The organism is Luteimonas sp. 3794, assembly GCF_031456825.1.
Classification (GTDB): Bacteria; Pseudomonadota; Gammaproteobacteria; order Xanthomonadales; family Xanthomonadaceae; genus Luteimonas.
This window is the reverse complement of the sequence record NZ_JAVDVJ010000008.1, coordinates 24403-42485: the sequence shown is the minus strand read 5'-3', so window position 1 is coordinate 42485 and position 18083 is coordinate 24403. Positions and strand designations below refer to the sequence as shown.

Genomic DNA, 18083 nt, shown 5'->3' with positions numbered 1-18083 from the left:
ATCTTATCGATTCTGATCGTACGATGTGTGCGTTAGAGTGCAGGCCAGCCCGCACCGTGCCTGACCCGATGTCGCAGTCTCCGATCACCGATTTCCATGCCTATCCCGATGCCAGCGGCCATTTCGGTCGCTATGGCGGGCGCTTCGTCGCCGAGACCCTGATGGGGCCGATCGCCGAACTGGCCGCGGCCTACGACGCCGCGAAAGCCGACCCCGCCTTCCAGCAGGCCTTCGACAAGGACCTGGCGCATTACGTTGGTCGACCGAGCCCGATCTATCACGCCGAGCGACTCAGCGACGCCGTCGGCGGCGCGCGCATCCTGCTCAAGCGCGAGGACCTGAACCACACCGGCGCGCACAAGATCAACAACACCGTCGGCCAGGCGCTGCTCGCCAGCCGCATGGGCAAAACCCGGATCATCGCCGAGACCGGCGCCGGCCAGCACGGCGTGGCCAGCGCCACCGTCGCCGCGCGGCTGGGTCTGGAATGCGTGGTCTACATGGGCGCCACCGACATCGAGCGGCAGAAGATCAACGTCTACCGCATGCGCCTGCTCGGCGCGGAGGTGGTGCCGGTGACATCGGGCTCGGCGACGCTCAAGGACGCGCTCAACGAGGCGATGCGCGATTGGGTCTCGAACGTGCAGGACACGTTCTACATCATCGGCACCGTGGCCGGTCCCGATCCGTATCCGCGCATGGTCCGTGACTTCAACGCGATCGTCGGTCGTGAAGCGCGTGAGCAGATGCTGGCCGAATACGGTCGCCTGCCGGATGCGATCACCGCCTGCGTCGGCGGCGGAAGCAATGCGATCGGCCTGTTCCACGCCTTCCTCAACGATCCGGACGTGCGCATCGTGGGCGCCGAAGCCGCGGGCGACGGCATCGACACCGGCCGCCATGCGGCCTCGATCGCCGCCGGCCGCCCCGGCGTGCTGCACGGCAACCGCACCTACGTGATCTGCGACGACGACGGCCAGATCACCGAGACGCATTCGGTCTCCGCCGGTCTCGATTACCCGGGCGTCGGACCGGAGCATTCCTTCCTCGCAGATGCGGGCCGGGCGCAGTACGTCGGCATCACCGACGACGAAGCGCTGGCCGCCTTCCACCAGCTGGCGAAGACCGAAGGCATCCTCGCCGCGCTCGAATCGAGCCACGCCATCGCGCAGGCGATCAAGCTCGCGCGCGAACTGCCGAAGGACGCGATCGTCCTCGCCAACCTGTCCGGTCGCGGCGACAAGGACGTGCACACGATCGCGCAGCGGGAAGGCTTCGTGCTGTGAGCACGCCTGCCGATATCGCACACGGGCTGACGCACGCGACAGCCGAGTGCACCGCACTGCCACGGACCTCCATGAATCGCATCGACACTCGTTTCGCCGCACTCCGCGCAGCCGACCGCAAGGCGTTGATCCCATTCTTTACCGCCGGCGATCCCTCGCTCGAGGCGACGGTGCCGGTGATGCATGCGCTGGTCGCAGCCGGGGCCGATGTCATCGAGCTCGGTGTGCCGTTCTCCGACCCGATGGCCGACGGCCCGACCATCCAGCGCAGTTCCGAACGCGCGCTGGGCCGCGGTGCGGGCATGACCTATGTGCTCGATGCAGTGCGCGAATTCCGCGTGCAGGACGACGCCACGCCGGTCGTGCTGATGGGCTATCTGAATCCGATCGATATCCGCGGCGCCGAAACCTTTGCGAAGCAGGCGGCCGCCGCCGGTGTCGATGGGGTGCTGCTGGTCGATCTGCCGCCAGAAGAGGCCGACGAGTTCCGCGTGGCCTTCGACGCCGCCGGCATCGCGCTGGTGCTGCTGGCGTCGCCAACGACCACAGATGCGCGTATCGAGGCGTTGTGCGCGGGCGCGCAGGGCTATCTGTATTACGTCAGCTTCGCCGGCGTGACCGGCGCGGCCGAGCGGCTCGACACCGTGCAGGCCTCGACCCGCCTGCGGACGATCCGCGCGGCCAGTCGTGCGCCCGTGGTCGCCGGTTTCGGCATCCGCGACGCCGCAAGCGCTGCGGCGATGGCGGTCGATGCCGATGGCGTCGTGGTCGGCAGTGCGCTGGTCGCGGCGCTCGACGGCGCAGCAGATGCGGACGAGGCCGCTGCGCGGGCAAAGGCGTTTCTCGCGCCGTTGCGTACGGCCCTCGACGCCGGCTGATCGAGCGCGGCATTCAAAGCCCTCCCCCCCCGTGAAGGGCGCAATGCCCCATGAAACGGGGGAGGGCTTCAAGGCTGCGCGGCCTCCGGGTTCGACCCTGCGCCAGGTGCATAAACGCCGTACGGCCCCCGCCGGAGGCCAAACGACCTGTCGGTTACACTTCCGCGCTTTGCGGCCCCGTTGCGGCCGTCGGGAGAAATAGGCCCATGTCCTGGTTGCAGAAAATCATGCCGCCGCGCATCCGTACCGATGCGCCCGCGGCCAAGAAGCGCAGCGTTCCCGAGGGGCTGTGGGAGAAGTGCGAGCGCTGCAGCACCGTGCTGTATGGCCCGGAGCTCGAAGAGAATCTGGAGGTCTGCCCCAAGTGCAACTTCCACCGTGCGATCCGTGCCCGCGCGCGCCTGAAGGCGTTCCTGGACCTGGGCAGCCTGCAGGAGATCGCGGCCGATCTGGGCCCGACCGACATCCTGAAGTTCAAGGACCAGAAGAAGTATTCGGACCGCATCAAGGCCGCGCAGCGCGCCACCGGTGAGCGCGACACGCTGATCGCGATGCAGGGCACGCTGATGCAGCGCCCGATCGTCGCCTGCGCAATGGACTTTGCCTACATGGGCGGTTCGATGGGCTCGGTCGGCGGCGAGAAGTTCGCCCGCGCCGCCGAGCAGGCGCTCGCACTGCGTACGCCCTTCGTCAGTTTCGCCGCGAGCGGCGGGATGCGCATGCAGGAAAGCATGTTCTCGCTGCTGCAAATGGCCAAGACCTCGGCCTCGCTGGCGCGCCTGCGCGAGGCCGGCCTGCCGTACATCTCGGTGCTGACCAACCCGACCTACGGCGGTACCTCGGCTTCGTTCGCGATGCTCGGCGACATCAATATCGCCGAGCCCGAAGCGCTGATCGGTTTCGCCGGTCCGCGCGTGATCGAACAGACCGTGCGCGAGACTTTGCCCGAAGGCTTCCAGCGATCGGAATTCCTGCTCGAGCACGGCGCGATCGACCAGATCTGCGACCGCCGCGAAATGCGTGACCGCATCGCGCGCCTGGTCGCACTGCTCGGCAAACAGAGCATGCCGAGCGAGGCCGCTGCATGAGTCGCAGATACTTCGGAACCGACGGCATCCGTGGGCGTGTTGGCGAAGGATCGATCTCCGCCGACTTCGTGCTGCGACTGGGCAATGCCTATGGTCATTCCCTGCGCGGCCGCGGCGGTGACTGGCGCCGTCCGCAGGTGTTGATCGGCAAGGACACGCGCATCTCGAACTATATGTTCGAGGCCGCACTGGAGGCCGGCCTGGTCGCCGCCGGTGTCGACGTGCAACTGATGGGCCCGATGCCTACGCCGGCCGTCGCCCATCTGACGCGTTCGCTCGGCGCCGATGGCGGCATCGTCATTTCCGCCTCGCACAATCCGCACCACGACAACGGCATCAAGTTCTTCAGTGCCCAGGGCGAAAAGCTCGACGACGCGACCGAACTCGCGATCGAAACCGCGCTCGACCAGCCGTTCCGCACCGTTGCCTCCGAAAAACTCGGAAAGGCCGTGCGCACACGCGATGCGGTCGGTCGTTACGTGGAAGCCTGCAAGGCCTCGGTGCCGCGCGGCTTCGGTCTCGACGGCATGCGCATCGTCGTCGACTGCGCGAATGGTGCGACCTATCAGGTTGGCCCGATCGTGCTGCGCGAACTCGGCGCACAGGTCGAAGTCATCGGCGCCGAGCCCAATGGCGTCAACATCAACGATGGCGTCGGCTCGACGCATCCCGAATTCCTGAGCGAGCGCGTCAGCCGCAGCGGCGCGAATCTCGGCATCGCCTTCGACGGCGACGGCGACCGCGTGCTGTTCGTCGATGCCAACGGCACCGCGCGCGACGGCGACGACCTGCTGTACGTGCTTGCGCGCGATTGGCAGCAGTCGGGCCGTCTGCAGGGACCGGTGGTCGGTACGCTGATGAGCAACTTCGGGCTGGAGCGTGCATTCGGCGAGGCGGGTATCGGCTTTGCGCGCGCCAAGGTCGGCGACCGTTACGTGCACCAGATGCTTCTCGAACACGGCGGCGTGCTCGGTGGCGAGACGTCCGGGCATCTGCTGTGCCTGGACCGCGCGACCACAGGTGACGGCATCATCAGCGCGCTGCAGGTGCTCGAAGTGCTGCGTCGCCGTGGCGAGTCTCTGCAGGAAGCATTGCACGGCTTGTCCAAGGTGCCGCAGAAGACCATCAATGTGCGCTATGCGGGGGCATCAAAGCCCGCTGAAGCGCCAGCCGTGCAGGCTGCGCTCGCCGCCGCACAGGCCGCCGTGCAGGGCCGCGGTCGCGCGTTCCTGCGGCCGTCGGGCACCGAGCCGGTGGTGCGCGTGACCGTCGAAGCCGACGACGATGCCCTGATGCAATCGACACTCGACCAACTGGCCGACGCCGTGCGCGCGGCCGCCGCCTGATGCCAAGGACTTCCCCATGACTGCCCGTATTCCCACCCTCGACATCCGCCGGTTCGACACCGACCGCGAGGCCTTCGTCGCCGAACTCGGCGCCGCCTACCGCGAGTGGGGCTTTGCCGGCATCAATGGTCACGGCATTCCGCAGTCGCAGATCGACGGCGCCTACGACGTGTTCAAGGCCTTCTTCGCGCTGCCCGAAAACGTCAAGAAGCAATACCACGTGACCGGCGGTGGCGGGGCGCGCGGCTATACCGCGTTCGGCGTGGAAACCGCGAAGGGCGCCCAGCATTTCGACCTCAAGGAGTTCTGGCACATCGGTCGCGAGATTCCGGATGACTCGACGTATCGCGAGGTGATGCCGCCGAACCTGTGGCCAACCGAGGTGCCGGGTTTCCGCGAGCACGGCTACGGCCTGTACCAGACGCTCGATGCGCTGGGTTCGAAGGTGCTGTCGGCGCTGGCGCTGCATATCGGTCTGCCGGAGGACTACTTCGTCGACAAAACCGACTACGGCAATTCGATCCTGCGCCCGATCCACTACCCGCCGATCACCGCGGACGACATTCCGAACGAGCGCGCCGGCGCGCACGAGGACATCAACCTGATCACGCTGCTGGTCGGCGCGAGCGCGGCGGGTCTGGAAGTCAAATCCAAGCAGGGGGAGTGGGTGCCCTTTACCTCGGATGCCGACACCATCGTCGTCAACATTGGCGACATGCTGCAGCGCCTGACCAACCACGTGTATCCGTCGACGACGCACCGCGTGACCAATCCGCCGGGCGAACAGGCCCGCAAGCCGCGCTACTCGGTGCCGTTCTTCCTGCACCCGAATCCGGATTTCGTCATCGACGTGCTGCCTTCGACGGTGAGTGCCGACAATCCGAGTCGCTATCCCGAAGCGATCACTGCGCAGGGCTATCTCGAAGAGCGACTGCGCGAGATCAAGCTGAAGTAAGCAGGAATCGAGCGGGGGGGCGGAAAACGCAACGGCGCCTTCTCGGCGCCACTGCATTTCCGCCCTTGAAGGCGCGCTGCCGATCCACAGGCATCACGAACGCTTCCACGATGCATGCTCGCGCGGGGGCGCGCTTCGGCGAACGCTTCGGCGAGCGCATTGCGCAATGTCCATCAGCTTCTTGCGCACAGTACGCGCCTACTCGGCCTGCGCATCACGCCAGGTCGCGACAGTTCGCGCCATCTTCCTGTAGCGCGGCGACCCCGGTTCTGGTGCAATGCACGGGCCGTCCGTATGCGGCGGCACAGGGGAATCCGTAAGAATGATCGCGACGAAGGGGCTGCGCCCGCGGATCGGGCGGTGGTGCCTGTGTGCGCTCGCGTTCTGCGCAATGGATGGTGCGGTGGCGGCGTCACTGACAGTGGCCGTGGATGGCGATGGTGTGCGCCTGGAAGGCGCAGTAGTGAGTCTGCATTCGCCGGCCGCACGCGCGGCCGTGCGCCCGATGTCGGCGGAGATGGACCAGCGGCAGGCGGAGTTTGTGCCGAACGTCCTGCCGGTCACGACCGGCAGCCGAGTCGTGTTTCCAAACGGCGACAACCTCCACCATCACATCTATTCGTTTTCCCCGGCGCAGCGCTTCGAACTGCCGCTGTTCGGCGACCGCCAGGCGCCGCCGGTGCTGTTCGACACCCCGGGCGTGGTCGAGCTGGGCTGCAACATCCACGACGGAATGCTCGGCTACGTGGTCGTGCTCGACACGCCGTATTTCGCCACCACCGGGATGTCTGGTGATGCGCGGCTCGAGGCGCCCCCAGGTGACTACACTCTGCAGGTCTGGCATGAGCGGCTCGACGACGGTCCAGGCGCGCGGGTGACGCGACACGTGCATGTCGAGTCGCACCAGGTGGAACGCGTCACGCTGGAGTTGGAGGCGGCTCGCCCGCCGCCGCTTCCCGTCGAGGCACGCCTGCGCCATCTGCAGGAGCGGTTCCGGAGTCTCGAACGTGGCGGATGACACGCTGCTGCCGCGGCGTGGACTCGGTTTCCGCGGACGCATCGTCCTCGGCTTCCTGCTGTTGCTGGTCGGGACCCAGATCGCGACGCTGGCAATCGTCGGTGTGGCCGCCGAACGCGCCGTGCGCGAGCAACTGGGGGACCAGCTCAAGGTCAGTGAACGTGTCTGGGCGCAACTGTCGGCGACCAGCGCCGAGCGGCTGCAGGAATCGGTGACGGGCCTCGCCAGCGATTTCGCGTTCCGTGCCGCCGCCGCCACCCAGGACCAGCCCACGGTCGAGATCGCCCTGCTCAACCACGGCATGCGGATCGATGCCGATGTCGCGCTGCTCTTGGCGCCGGGCGGTGCGGTGCGCGTCTCGATCGGACCTGAAGACGATCCGGATACCGAGCGCGCGATGGCGCCGCTGCTTGCGGAGGCCGAGGCTCACGGCGCTGCGACCGGCGTCGCCCTGCTCGACGCGCGGCCATTCCTGTTGGCGGTGGTGCCAGTCATGGCGCCCCGGCGTGTGGCCTGGGTGGCGATGGGCCTGCATTACGGCGAAGCGCTGGCGCGGCGCTATCGCGGCATCATCGGCATGGACGTGGCGTTCGTCGAAGACGACGGCGACCACGTGCGCGTGCTGGCGTCGACCTTGCCCGAAGCCCAGACCGCAGCCTTGCGCCTGAGCCGCGAGGCTGCCCACGCCATTGCTGGCGCCGATATCGATCTCGCGCTCGACGGTCGCCATTACGCCGCGCACGCCTTCGGCGCTGCATTGGTGTCCGGACGCCAGGTGCAGGTGATGCTGCTGGCCGATCTCGATGAAGCCCTGGCGCCGTATCACCGCTTGCGTGACCAGATCCTGTGGCTGGCCGGTCTTGCGGTGCTGATTGCGACCGCGCTGGCAGTGCTGGTGGGGCAGGGGATCGCGCGGCCGGTGCAGCGTCTGGCCGATGCCGCGCGCCGGATCGGCGCCGGCGAATACGCCAGGCCGCTGCCGGTTCGCGGGCGCGACGAGCTGGCCGATCTGGCGCGCGCCTTCAACGCCATGCAGCGCGAAATCGGGGAGCGCGAAGCGCGCATCCGCTTCCAGGCCACGCACGACGAACTCACCGGCCTGCCCAGTCGCGGCCATGCGCTCGGCGTTCTGAAGCGCAAGATCGAGCGTGCCCGCCAGCACGACCGCAACTGCGCGGTGCTGATCCTGGATCTGGACCGCTTCAAGGAGATCAACGATTCGCTGGGCCACGCCTACGGAGACGCGGTGCTGGTCGGGGTCGCCGAGCGCCTGCGCGCGGCGGTGCGCGGCGAGGATCTGCTCGCGCGGCTCGGCGGCGACGAGTTCCTCGTCCTGCTCGACGACGCCGATGCCGAGGCCGCGTGCGAGCGCGCGCGACAGCTGGCGCAGGTACTGGAGACGCCGTTCCGGCTGCAGAACACCCAGGTCGGGCTGGATGCGAGCATCGGCGTGGCGGTCTATCCGGCGCATGCCGGCGATGCGGCCACCTTGCTGCGGCGCGCCGACATCGCGATGTACGAGGCCAAACAGCAGCACGTGCGTGTGCTGGTCTACCGCGCTGGCGACGACGAGCACCACCTGCGCCAGGTCGGTCTGATGGGCGTGCTTCGCCATGCCTTGGAACTGCAACAGTTCCGGCTGCTGTTCCAGCCGAAGATCGATCTTCCAAGCCGTCGCGTCGTGCATGTCGAAGCGCTGCTGCGCTGGAATTCGCCCCAGTACGGCGACGTCTCGCCCGACGAATTCATTCCGCTGGCCGAACGCTCCGGGATGATCCGCGCGATCACCCGCCACGTGATCGACGAGGCCTTGCGGCAGGCCGCGCCCTGGATCGCCGACGGCCTGATCGAAGGCGTCGCGGTGAACCTGTCGCCGATGGATCTGGTCGACGGCGATCTGACCGACTACGTGGCCCAGCGCCTGCGGGCCCATGACGTACCGTCGCGCAGCCTGGTGCTGGAAGTGACCGAGCACACCGTGATGCGCGATCTCGAAGTCGCGCGCGCCAACATGCAGCGCCTGCGAGGGCAGGGCGTACGGCTGTCGATCGACGATTTCGGCACCGGACATTCCTCGCTCGCACAGCTGCGCAGCCTGCCGGTGGACGAGATCAAGATCGACAAGAGCTTCGTCGCCGATCTGGGCAACGGCAACGACGATGCGGTGATCGTCCGGTCGGCGATCGAGATCGGCCACAACATGGGCCTGAAGGTCGTCGCCGAGGGCGTCGAAGGGCCGGTGAGCCTGGCGATCCTCGAATCGCTCGGTTGCGATATGGCGCAGGGTTATCTGATCTCGCGGCCGCTGCCGGCGGATACGTTCGTCGCGTGGTGCATGCGCTATCAGCCGGGGACGGTCGAGGCATGAGATCGCGCTGACGTGCCGCCGGCGTCAGCCGTGAGTCAATGGAGAGAAGCGATAAAGTCCGGCGCCAGGTGCCAGGCGTTGCGACGACGGTGATCTGTCTGCGCCCAGCGTGACGCCCGCCCTTGGACGAATGCGGGCGTCTGAAGCGAAGCGCGCCACGCAGTCGGGCGGCGGATGCGTCGCGCTCTTGTCGAGGCGCCCTGAACCGGCCCGTCGGGGCGCATCGGCTATCCTCTTGCGCCTCTTGTCACCATGGAGTCGCCAATGCGCCGCAGGATCGTCGCCGGCAACTGGAAGCTGCAGGGCAGCCGCACATTCGCCACCGAACTCGTCGAAGCCATTGCCGCCGGCCTGCCGGGTGGGGTGGAGGCGATCGTGCTGCCGCCGTTTCCGTATCTCCCGCTGTTGGCCCAATCGCATGGTGGACGCGGCGTGGCCTTCGGCGCGCAGGACGTCAGTGCGCACGCCAAGGGCGCCTACACCGGCGAAGTCGCCGCTTCGATGCTCGCCGACGTCGGCGCCGTCTATACGCTGGTCGGCCATTCCGAGCGCCGCCAGTACCATGGCGAAGACGACGCGCTGGTCGCGCAGAAGTTCGTCGCCGCCCGCGCTGCGGGTCTTGTGCCGATCCTGTGTGTCGGCGAGTCCCGCGAGCAGCGCGAGGGCGGGCGCACCGAAGCGGTGATCGCGGCTCAGGTCGAGGCGGTGCTGGCCGAGGCCGGCGTCGCCGCGTTCGAGGGCGCGATCGTCGCCTATGAGCCGGTCTGGGCGATCGGTACCGGCCTGACCGCCAGCCCCGAGCAGGCGCAGGCCGTCCACGCCTTCCTGCGTGGCGTGGTCGCCAAGCAGGATGCTAGAATCGCCGATTCGTTGCCGCTGCTCTATGGCGGCAGCTGCAAGCCCGACAATGCCGCTGCGCTGTTCTCGCAGCCCGACGTCGACGGCGGATTGATCGGCGGTGCCTCGCTGGCGGCCGACGACTTCCTGGCCATCGTCGCCGCGGCCGCGCGCTGAGCGCGGCAGGCGCTTCCGACACAAGGCCCGTTCGCGGGCACCCCAGAGCACCCACGCAATGCTGCTGACCGTCTTCAACATCCTGTTCGTCATCATCGCCATCGCGATGATCGCGTTGATCCTCATGCAGCGCGGCGCAGGCGCCGCAGCCGGTTCCGGCTTCGGTGGCGGCGCGTCTGCGACCGTCTTCGGCGCGCGCGGCTCGTCCAACTTCCTGTCCAAGGCCACCAAGTGGCTGGCGATCAGCTTTTTCGCGGTCACCCTGTTCATGGCCTGGTATGCGATGCACCGGGCCAATCCGAATGCTTTGGACATGGATCTCGGCGTGATGGGTGGCCAGGTCCCGGTCGCCCCAGTCGACGGTGCAGCCACCACGCCGGTGGCGCCGCAGGCGCCCGCCGATGCAACCGTGCCCGCAGCGCCCGCCGCCGACGGCGCAGTGCCGGCCGCACCGGAAAATTCTTCGCAGGAATCGCCGCAGCCCACTCCCCAGAACGACTGATTGGGATTACAATGCGCGGCTCGCCGGGGTGGTAGGCCCGGATGAGGTTTCAGGTTGACCTGCCCAGGTGGCGGAATTGGTAGACGCACTACCTTGAGGTGGTAGCGGCTTAGGTCGTAGGGGTTCGAGTCCCCTCTTGGGCACCAACCGGAAAAAGCGATGTGCCTCGTGTGCATCGAACACGAAGAGCCTCGCGCGAGCGGGGCTTTTTCGTGCCCGGACATGTACACCGTCGCGCGGACAGGAATCATTCGCGCGCAGGTTTCACGGATTGCGCGCGGCCACTGCGGACTGCTGCACCTACAGCCTGCGCTCACGGCGGAAATCGTTTACGCACCAGTTCTGTAAACAGTACAATTGCCTGGATCGGGCGATCGCACATCATGTGCATCGCCCGGCCTTCGTGAAGCGCTTCGACGCTTCGAGAATGCGGCGTCACAGCGCCGAGCCAAGGCCGCGAATTGCGGCCGTAGCCGAGAGAACATCCGAGTGCTGGCCGAATATCTGCCGACCCTGCTGTTCCTGATCGTTGCCACGGGGATCGGCATTGCATTGCTGATCATTGGCAACCTGCTCGGGCCCAAGCGCCCGACGCTGGAAAAGCTGTCGCCCTACGAATGCGGATTCGAAGCCTTCGAAGACGCGCGCATGCAGTTCGACGTGCGCTACTACCTCATCGCGATCCAGTTCATCGTCTTTGATCTGGAAATCATCTTCATCGTGCCCTGGGCCACCGTGTTCCGCGAACTCGGCGTGCTCGGCCTGATCGAGATGGGCATCTTCGCCGGCATGCTGTTGCTCGGCTTCGTCTACGTGTGGAAGAAGGGAGCGCTGGAATGGGAGTGAACCAGACCGTCGCGCGCCTGATGAACAACCCGCTGCCGGAAGGCCGGGTGGACGACATCCTGCGCCCGGAAGGCGAGAACCCGCTGCTCGAGCGTGGTTTCGTCACGACCAGTTCCGATGTGCTGCTCAACTGGGCGCGCACCGGCTCGATGTGGCCGATGACCTTCGGTCTCGCCTGCTGCGCGGTGGAGATGATGCACGCCGGTGCGGCGCGTCTCGATCTCGACCGCTACGGCGTGGTGTTCCGCCCCAGCCCCCGCCAGTCGGACGTGATGATCGTCGCCGGCACCCTGGTCAACAAGATGGCCCCGGCGCTGCGCAAGGTCTACGACCAGATGCCGGATCCGAAGTGGGTCATTTCGATGGGCAGCTGCGCCAACGGCGGCGGCTATTACCACTACTCGTACTCGGTGGTGCGCGGTTGTGATCGCATCGTGCCGGTCGACGTCTACGTGCCGGGCTGCCCGCCGACGGCTGAAGCGCTGATCTACGGCATCCTGCAGCTGCAGAAGAAGATCCGCCGCGCCACCAACTTCGGCGACACCAAGACGGGGCAGCGCGATGCGTGAGTCCGGTACCGCGTTCGCGGCGCGCCTGCGCGCACGCTTTTCCGATGCCGACGTGGCGATCGCACTGCCGCGCGGCGAGGTGACGATCACCACCGCCGGCGACTGGATCGATGTCGCGCGCGCACTGCGCGACGAGTTCGGCTTCGAAATGCTGATCGACGTTTGTGGTGTCGACTATCTCAGTCACGGCAGCGACGAGTGGGATACCGATGTGTCCTCGGAAGGCTTCAGTCGTGGCGTCGAAGGTCGCGGTCCAGGCCGCTTCAAGTTCGGCGAAACCGGTAGCCGCCAGGTCGCGCAGCCGCAGGGCGATGCCGCGATCCCGGTGCCGCAGCGCCGCTTCGCCGCGGTCGCGCAGCTGCTGTCGATCCAGCACAACCAGCGCGTGATGCTGAAGTGCTTCGCGCCGAGTGACGACCTGCCGGTCGTGTCCTCGCTGACCGGTCTGTGGCCGGTCGCGAACTGGTTCGAGCGCGAAGCCTTCGACCTGTTCGGCGTGATCTTCGAAGGTCATCCGGACCTGCGCCGCATCCTGACCGACTACGGTTTCGTCGGTCATCCGTTCCGCAAGGATTTCCCGTTGATCGGCAATGTCGAAGTGCGTTACGACGCCGAGCGCAAGCGCGTGGTGTACGAGCCGGTGACCTCGGTCGAACCGCGTGTCGGCGTGCCGCGCGTGATCCGTGACGACGCCCGTTTCGCGACCGCGCATGACGAACAGGCCGCGCGCCGCGTGGAGGCTGCCAAGTGAGCGCCGTGCCGACCACCTCGCTGCACACCAACGCGACGCCGAGTGCGGAAGCGCTGAAGCAGGAAATCCGCAACTACACGTTCAATTTCGGCCCCCAGCATCCGTCCGCGCACGGCGTGCTGCGCCTGATCCTGGAAATGGACGGCGAGACCGTGATGCGCGCCGATCCGCACATCGGCCTGCTACACCGTGGCACCGAGAAGCTGGCCGAGTCGAAGCCGTTCAACCAGTCGATCGGCTACATGGACCGCCTCGACTACGTGTCGATGATGTGCAACGAGCACGCCTATGTGCGCGCGATCGAGACCCTGATGGGGATCGAGGCGCCCGAGCGTGCGCAGTGGATCCGCACGCTGTTCGACGAGATCACCCGCATCCTCAACCACCTGATGTGGGTGGGCTCGAACGCGCTCGATCTCGGCGCGATGGCGGTGATGCTGTACGCGTTCCGTGAGCGCGAAGAACTGATGGACGTCTACGAGGCGGTGTCGGGCGCGCGCATGCACGCGACGTATTACCGTCCCGGCGGCGTGTACCGCGACCTGCCGGCGCAGATGCCGCAGTACGCCGAGTCGCGCTGGCGCAAGGGCGAAAAGCTCAAGCGCTTCAACAAGTGGCGCGGCGGCTCGATGCTTGATTACCTCGAGGCGTTCGCGAAGGATTTCCCGGGCCGCGTCGACGAGTACGAAACCCTGCTCACCGACAACCGCATCTGGAAGCAGCGCACCGTCGGCATCGGCGTGATTCCGCCTGACCTGGCGAAGGCCTGGGGCATGACCGGCCCGATGCTGCGCGGTTCGGGCGTCGAGTGGGATCTGCGCAAGACCCAGCCCTACGCCAAGTACGCCGAGGTCGATTTCGACATCGCGGTGGGTGTCAACGGCGACTGCTATGACCGCTATCTTGTGCGCGTGTTCGAGATGCGCGAGTCGGCGAAGATCATCCAGCAGTGCGTCAACTGGCTGCGGGCGAATCCCGGCCCGGTCATGCTGGACAACTACAAGGTGTCGCCGCCGTCGCGTGAGTCGATGAAGGACGACATGGAAGCGTTGATCCATCACTTCAAGCTGTTCACCGAGGGCTACAGCGTGCCCGCCGGCGAAACCTACAGCGCCGTGGAAGCCCCGAAGGGCGAGTTCGGCTGCTATCTGGTTTCCGACGGCGCGAACAAGCCGTTCCGCGTGCATCTGCGCGCGCCTGGCTTCGCGCACCTCTCGTCGATGGACGCCATCACCAGCGGGCACATGCTGTCCGACGTGGTGGCGATGATCGGTACCTATGACATCGTGTTCGGAGAAGTCGACCGATGAAGGCGACTGGCAATTTCGAGAACGCCCGCAGCGTCGATCCGATGGTCGTGCTCAGCGGTGACACGCGCGCGCATATCGACCACTGGCTGACCAAGTTCCCCGAGGACCGTAAGCGGTCCGCGGTGCTGCAGGGCCTGTTCGCGGCGCAGGAACAGAACAACGGCTGGCTGACCGACGAACTGATCGCGGGCGTGGCCAAGTATCTGGACCTGCCGCCGGTGTGGGCCTACGAGGTCGCGACGTTCTATTCGATGTTCGAAACCGAGAAAGTCGGCCGCAACAACGTGGCGTTCTGCACCAACATCAGCTGCTGGCTCAACGGCGCCGAGGATCTGGTCGCGCACGCCGAGAAGAAGCTGGGCTGCAAGCTGGGTGAATCCACTGCCGACGGTCGCGTCTTCCTCAAGCGTGAGGAAGAGTGCGTCGCTGCGTGCTGCGGCGCGCCGGTCGTGGTCATCAACGGTCATTACCACGAGAAGCTCACACCCGAGACGGTGGACGAGCTGATCGACGGTCTGAAGTAGGGCATCGCGCGGACATGGCACATCACCATCCCAAGTCTTCCGAAGGTTACGGGCCCGTCGGGCCTGCACCGAAGGAACACCAGGCGGTCTACACCACGCTGCATTTCGACAAGCCGTGGTCGTACGAGAACTACCTCAAGACGGGTGGTTACAGCGCGCTGCGCAAGATTCTCGAAGAGAAGATTCCGCCGACCGACGTGATCGAGATGGTCAAGCAGTCGGGCCTGCGCGGCCGCGGAGGCGCAGGCTTCCCGACCGGCCTGAAGTGGAGCTTCATGCCCAAGGGCGAGATGCAGAAATACATCCTCTGCAATTCGGACGAATCCGAGCCGGGCACTGCGAAAGACCGCGACATCCTCCGCTACAACCCGCATGCGGTCATCGAAGGCATGGCGATCGCGTGCTACGCGACCGGCTCGACCGTGGCCTACAACTACCTGCGCGGCGAGTTCCACCACGAGCCCTTCGAGCATCTGGAAGAAGCCACCGCCGAGGCCTACGCCAACGGCTGGCTGGGCAAGAACCTGCTCGGTTCGGGCATCGACGTCGACATCTACAACGCGCTCGGCGCGGGCGCCTACATCTGCGGCGAAGAAACCGCATTGATGGAGTCGCTGGAAGGCAAGAAGGGACAGCCGCGCTTCAAGCCACCGTTCCCGGCCAATTTCGGTCTGTACGGCAAGCCGACGACGATCAACAACACCGAGACCTACGCCTCGGTGCCGGCGATCGTGCGCAACGGCGCGCAGTGGTTCATGGATCTGGGCAAGCCCAACAATGGCGGCTGCAAGATCTTCTCGGTCTCCGGTCATGTGGCCAAGCCGGGCAATCACGAGATCCGCCTCGGCACGCCGTTCTCCGAGCTGCTCGAGATGTGCGGTGGCATGCGCGAAGGCCGCACGATCAAGGGCGTGATTCCGGGTGGTTCCTCGATGCCGGTGCTGCCGGGCGAGACGATGATGGGCCTGACGATGGATTACGACGCGCTGCAGAAGGCCGGTTCCGGCCTCGGCTCGGGCGCGGTGATCGTGATGGACGACACGACCTGCATGGTGCGCGCATGCCGACGCATCGCGCGCTTCTATTACAAGGAGAGCTGCGGTCAGTGCACGCCGTGCCGCGAAGGCACCGGCTGGATGTACCGCATGCTGTGCCGCATTGCCGACCACACGGCGACGGTCGAAGACCTGCAGATGCTGCGGGCCGCGGCCGGCCAGATCGAGGGACACACCATCTGCGCGTTCGGTGAAGCGGCTGCTTGGCCGGTGCAGGGTTTCCTGCGCCATTTCTGGGACGAATTCGAGTACGCGATTCTGAACAAGCGCTTCCTCGTCGACGACCAGCGCAACGGCACCGTCGTGCCCAAGGCGGTCGCCGCATGAGCGCGCAGCCCGTGAATCCGAACCTGCCGCCCGACCACGTCACCGTCTTCATCGACGGCGTCGAACTGGCCGCGCCCAAGGGCTCGATGATCATCCATGCCGCCGACAAGGCCGGCATTCCGATCCCGCGTTTCTGCTATCACGACAAGCTCGAGATCGCGGCCAACTGCCGCATGTGTCTGGTCGACACCGAAGTCGGCGGCCGCGGTGCGCCCAAGCCGTCGCCGGCCTGCGCCACGCCGGTGATGGACGGCCTGAAGGTCTTCACGCGCAATGAAAAGGCGCTCAAGGCCCAGCGCAACGTGATGGAGTTCCTGCTGATCAACCATCCGCTCGACTGCCCGATCTGCGATCAGGGCGGCGAGTGCGAACTGCAGGATCTCTCGCTCGGTTACGGCCGTTCGGTCAGCCGCTTCGCCGAGCGCAAGCGCGTCGTCGCCGATGAGGACCTCGGTCCGCTGGTCGCCACCGAGATGACCCGCTGCATCCAGTGCACGCGCTGTGTGCGCTTCACCGCGGAAATCGCCGGCACCTACGAGCTGGGCGGCATGCAGCGCGGCGAGAACCTGCAGATCGGCACCTACGACGGCAAGCCGCTGACGACCGAACTGTCCGGCAACGTCATCGACGTCTGCCCGGTCGGCGCGCTGACCAACAAGGTGTTCCGCTTCCGTGCGCGTCCGTGGGAACTGATCGCGCGCGAATCGCTCGGCGGCCATGACGCGCTGGGCAGCAACCTGTTCCATCACCTGCGCCGCGGCGACGTGATGCGCACCGTGCCGCGCGACAACGAAGCGGTCAACGAGTGCTGGATCTCCGACCGCGACCGGTATTCCCATCAGGGTCTGACGGCCGATGACCGCGCGGTGCATCCGCTGGTCAAGGACGGCGGCCAGTGGCGCGAGGCTTCGTGGGACGAGGCGCTCGAGCGCGCGATGACGATCCTGCGCGACAACGCGGCCGACGAACTCGGCGTGCTGGTGCATCCGTCGACCTCGAACGAGGAGGGTGCGCTGCTGGCGCGTCTGGCCGATGCCCTGGGCACCGGCAACCTCGATCACCGCATCGCCCAGCGTGATCTGTCCGATGGCGCCATCGCGGAAGCCTTCGCGATGCCGGTCGCCGAACTCGAGCAGGCCGATGTCGTGCTGCTGGTGGGCAGCCACCTGCGTCACGAAGTCCCGCTGCTGCATCACCGCGTGCGTCAGGCGTGGAAGCGCGGCGCCAAGGTGTACGTGGTCAACCCGGTCGATTTCGAATTCACCTTCGACATCGAAGACAAGGCCATCGTCGCGCCGTCGAAGATTGCCGAGACGCTGCAGGTCGCCGAGCTTGGCGACGCGCTGCGCGGCGCCAAGCACGCGGCGATCATCGTCGGTGCGCAGGCGGAAGCCAGCGCGCACGCGGCCGACATCCGCAAGGCTGCGGCTGCGCTCGCCGCCGACACCGGCGCCTCGCTGTGCCGCATTCCGCACGGCGCCAACGCGCTCGGTCTGTCGCGCCACGGCGTGCTGCCGACCGCGCGCGATGCCAATGCGATGTTGTCCGAGGGCCGTGGCGCGTACGTGATCTACGGCATCGAGCCGGGTCTGGACTTCGCCGACCAGGCAAAGGCGTTGCAGGCACTGGGCGCGGCGCAGGTCGTGGCCTTCAGTCACTTCGCCTGCCAGTCCACGCGCGCGGTCGCCGACGTGATCCTGCCGATCGGTGCACTCGCCGAAATCGACGCGACGCTGACCAATCTCGAAGGCCGCGACCAGCAGGCCACCGCTGCCGGCAAGCTGCCGGGCGATGCGCGTGCCGGCTGGCGCGTGCTGCGTGCCCTCGGTGGCGCGCTCGAAGCCCCGGGCTTCGAGTTCACCGATCTGGCCGGCCTGCGTGCGGGTTTGCAGGGCAAGACCGTCTCGGTCGCCGCATCCGCGGCGCCGGTCGTCGACGGTGACGGCTTCGAGCTGGCCGTCAGCCAGGCGATCTATCGCGTTGACGGCCTGACCCGTCGCGCCGCCGCGCTGCAGTCGCATCCGCTCACCATTGGTCCGCGCATCGTGCTGCATCCCGACGACGCTGCAGCCAGCAACGTCGCCGACGGCGGCATGGCCAAGGTGTCGAATTCGGTGGGTACCGCGACGCTGCAGGTGGCGATCGACGATCGGGTCGCACCGGGCGCGGCGTGGGTGGAATCGGGCTACGGCGCCACGGCGGCGCTGTCGGCCGGCAAGGTCAAGGTGGTGGCGGCATGAGCGCGA

At 66.8% G+C, this 18083-nt stretch carries 16 protein-coding genes and 1 tRNA gene; all 17 read left to right on the top strand.

Annotated features, from left to right (window positions below):
- The first annotated feature begins 68 nt into the window (after positions 1 to 68).
- The 17 genes from trpB to nuoG all read left to right on the top strand — a co-directional run bounded on the left by trpB (position 69) and on the right by nuoG (position 18077).
- Positions 69 to 1286 carry a tryptophan synthase subunit beta gene (trpB, locus tag J2X52_RS11910; RefSeq protein WP_310153447.1) on the top strand — a complete coding sequence of 406 codons (1218 nt, stop codon included), beginning with the start codon at positions 69 to 71 and terminating at the stop codon, positions 1284 to 1286.
- 71 nt (positions 1287 to 1357) lie between these two features.
- Complete coding sequence (gene trpA, locus J2X52_RS11905) at positions 1358 to 2164, top strand: tryptophan synthase subunit alpha (protein WP_310153444.1); 807 nt, start codon at positions 1358 to 1360, stop codon at positions 2162 to 2164.
- A 206-nt stretch (positions 2165 to 2370) separates the two neighbouring features.
- Positions 2371 to 3252: an acetyl-CoA carboxylase, carboxyltransferase subunit beta gene (gene accD, locus J2X52_RS11900; RefSeq protein ID WP_310153441.1), complete on the top strand. Its 882-nt coding sequence runs from the start codon at positions 2371 to 2373 to the stop codon at positions 3250 to 3252.
- Positions 3249 to 4598 carry a phosphoglucosamine mutase gene (glmM, locus tag J2X52_RS11895; RefSeq protein ID WP_310153436.1) on the top strand — a complete coding sequence of 450 codons (1350 nt, stop codon included), beginning with the start codon at positions 3249 to 3251 and terminating at the stop codon, positions 4596 to 4598. Before accD ends, glmM begins: the two co-directional genes overlap by 4 nt.
- Before the next feature lie 16 nt (positions 4599 to 4614).
- Positions 4615 to 5553, top strand: coding sequence for a 2-oxoglutarate and iron-dependent oxygenase domain-containing protein (locus J2X52_RS11890; protein WP_310153434.1), 939 nt, complete (start codon positions 4615 to 4617; stop codon positions 5551 to 5553).
- Between the two features lie 322 nt (positions 5554 to 5875).
- Positions 5876 to 6571: a methylamine utilization protein gene (locus J2X52_RS11885; RefSeq protein WP_310153431.1), complete on the top strand. Its 696-nt coding sequence runs from the start codon at positions 5876 to 5878 to the stop codon at positions 6569 to 6571.
- Positions 6561 to 8939: an EAL domain-containing protein gene (locus J2X52_RS11880; RefSeq protein ID WP_310153429.1), complete on the top strand. Its 2379-nt coding sequence runs from the start codon at positions 6561 to 6563 to the stop codon at positions 8937 to 8939. The genes J2X52_RS11885 and J2X52_RS11880 overlap by 11 nt, the downstream gene beginning before the upstream one ends.
- Positions 8940 to 9203: 264 nt before the next feature.
- Positions 9204 to 9953 carry a triose-phosphate isomerase gene (gene tpiA / locus J2X52_RS11875; protein ID WP_310153426.1) on the top strand — a complete coding sequence of 250 codons (750 nt, stop codon included), beginning with the start codon at positions 9204 to 9206 and terminating at the stop codon, positions 9951 to 9953.
- A 58-nt stretch (positions 9954 to 10011) separates the two neighbouring features.
- Entirely contained in the window at positions 10012 to 10455 is a 444-nt protein-coding gene (secG, locus tag J2X52_RS11870) for a preprotein translocase subunit SecG (RefSeq protein ID WP_310153423.1), read from the top strand.
- Between the two features lie 61 nt (positions 10456 to 10516).
- Positions 10517 to 10601 (top strand) — tRNA-Leu (locus J2X52_RS11865).
- Between the two features lie 343 nt (positions 10602 to 10944).
- Positions 10945 to 11301, top strand: coding sequence for an NADH-quinone oxidoreductase subunit A (locus J2X52_RS11860; RefSeq protein ID WP_159679484.1), 357 nt, complete (start codon positions 10945 to 10947; stop codon positions 11299 to 11301).
- Positions 11292 to 11870, top strand: a complete 579-nt coding sequence (locus tag J2X52_RS11855; RefSeq protein WP_159679482.1) for an NADH-quinone oxidoreductase subunit B — start codon at positions 11292 to 11294, stop codon at positions 11868 to 11870. The genes J2X52_RS11860 and J2X52_RS11855 overlap by 10 nt, the downstream gene beginning before the upstream one ends.
- A complete protein-coding gene (locus tag J2X52_RS11850) occupies positions 11863 to 12621 on the top strand; it encodes an NADH-quinone oxidoreductase subunit C (RefSeq protein ID WP_310153415.1) in 759 nt (252 codons plus the stop codon). Before J2X52_RS11855 ends, J2X52_RS11850 begins: the two co-directional genes overlap by 8 nt.
- A gap of 5 nt (positions 12622 to 12626) precedes the next feature.
- Positions 12627 to 13931 carry an NADH-quinone oxidoreductase subunit D gene (locus J2X52_RS11845; RefSeq protein ID WP_310153692.1) on the top strand — a complete coding sequence of 435 codons (1305 nt, stop codon included), beginning with the start codon at positions 12627 to 12629 and terminating at the stop codon, positions 13929 to 13931.
- Positions 13928 to 14455, top strand: coding sequence for an NADH-quinone oxidoreductase subunit NuoE (nuoE, locus tag J2X52_RS11840; protein ID WP_310153412.1), 528 nt, complete (start codon positions 13928 to 13930; stop codon positions 14453 to 14455). The genes J2X52_RS11845 and nuoE overlap by 4 nt, the downstream gene beginning before the upstream one ends.
- A gap of 14 nt (positions 14456 to 14469) precedes the next feature.
- Positions 14470 to 15837 carry an NADH-quinone oxidoreductase subunit NuoF gene (gene nuoF, locus J2X52_RS11835; RefSeq protein ID WP_310153408.1) on the top strand — a complete coding sequence of 456 codons (1368 nt, stop codon included), beginning with the start codon at positions 14470 to 14472 and terminating at the stop codon, positions 15835 to 15837.
- Positions 15834 to 18077, top strand: coding sequence for an NADH-quinone oxidoreductase subunit NuoG (gene nuoG / locus J2X52_RS11830; protein ID WP_310153404.1), 2244 nt, complete (start codon positions 15834 to 15836; stop codon positions 18075 to 18077). Before nuoF ends, nuoG begins: the two co-directional genes overlap by 4 nt.
- Positions 18078 to 18083: the final 6 nt, after the last annotated feature.

Coding starts and splice junctions, on each gene's coding strand:
- J2X52_RS11850 (WP_310153415.1), top strand. CDS start 11,863: ATGCGTGAGTCCGGTACCGCGTTCGCGGCGCGCCTGCGCGCACGCTTT.
- nuoE (WP_310153412.1), top strand. CDS start 13,928: ATGAAGGCGACTGGCAATTTCGAGAACGCCCGCAGCGTCGATCCGATG.
- glmM (WP_310153436.1), top strand. CDS start 3,249: ATGAGTCGCAGATACTTCGGAACCGACGGCATCCGTGGGCGTGTTGGC.
- trpB (WP_310153447.1), top strand. CDS start 69: ATGTCGCAGTCTCCGATCACCGATTTCCATGCCTATCCCGATGCCAGC.
- nuoF (WP_310153408.1), top strand. CDS start 14,470: ATGGCACATCACCATCCCAAGTCTTCCGAAGGTTACGGGCCCGTCGGG.
- trpA (WP_310153444.1), top strand. CDS start 1,358: ATGAATCGCATCGACACTCGTTTCGCCGCACTCCGCGCAGCCGACCGC.
- tpiA (WP_310153426.1), top strand. CDS start 9,204: ATGCGCCGCAGGATCGTCGCCGGCAACTGGAAGCTGCAGGGCAGCCGC.
- J2X52_RS11890 (WP_310153434.1), top strand. CDS start 4,615: ATGACTGCCCGTATTCCCACCCTCGACATCCGCCGGTTCGACACCGAC.
- accD (WP_310153441.1), top strand. CDS start 2,371: ATGTCCTGGTTGCAGAAAATCATGCCGCCGCGCATCCGTACCGATGCG.
- J2X52_RS11855 (WP_159679482.1), top strand. CDS start 11,292: ATGGGAGTGAACCAGACCGTCGCGCGCCTGATGAACAACCCGCTGCCG.
- secG (WP_310153423.1), top strand. CDS start 10,012: ATGCTGCTGACCGTCTTCAACATCCTGTTCGTCATCATCGCCATCGCG.
- nuoG (WP_310153404.1), top strand. CDS start 15,834: ATGAGCGCGCAGCCCGTGAATCCGAACCTGCCGCCCGACCACGTCACC.
- J2X52_RS11885 (WP_310153431.1), top strand. CDS start 5,876: ATGATCGCGACGAAGGGGCTGCGCCCGCGGATCGGGCGGTGGTGCCTG.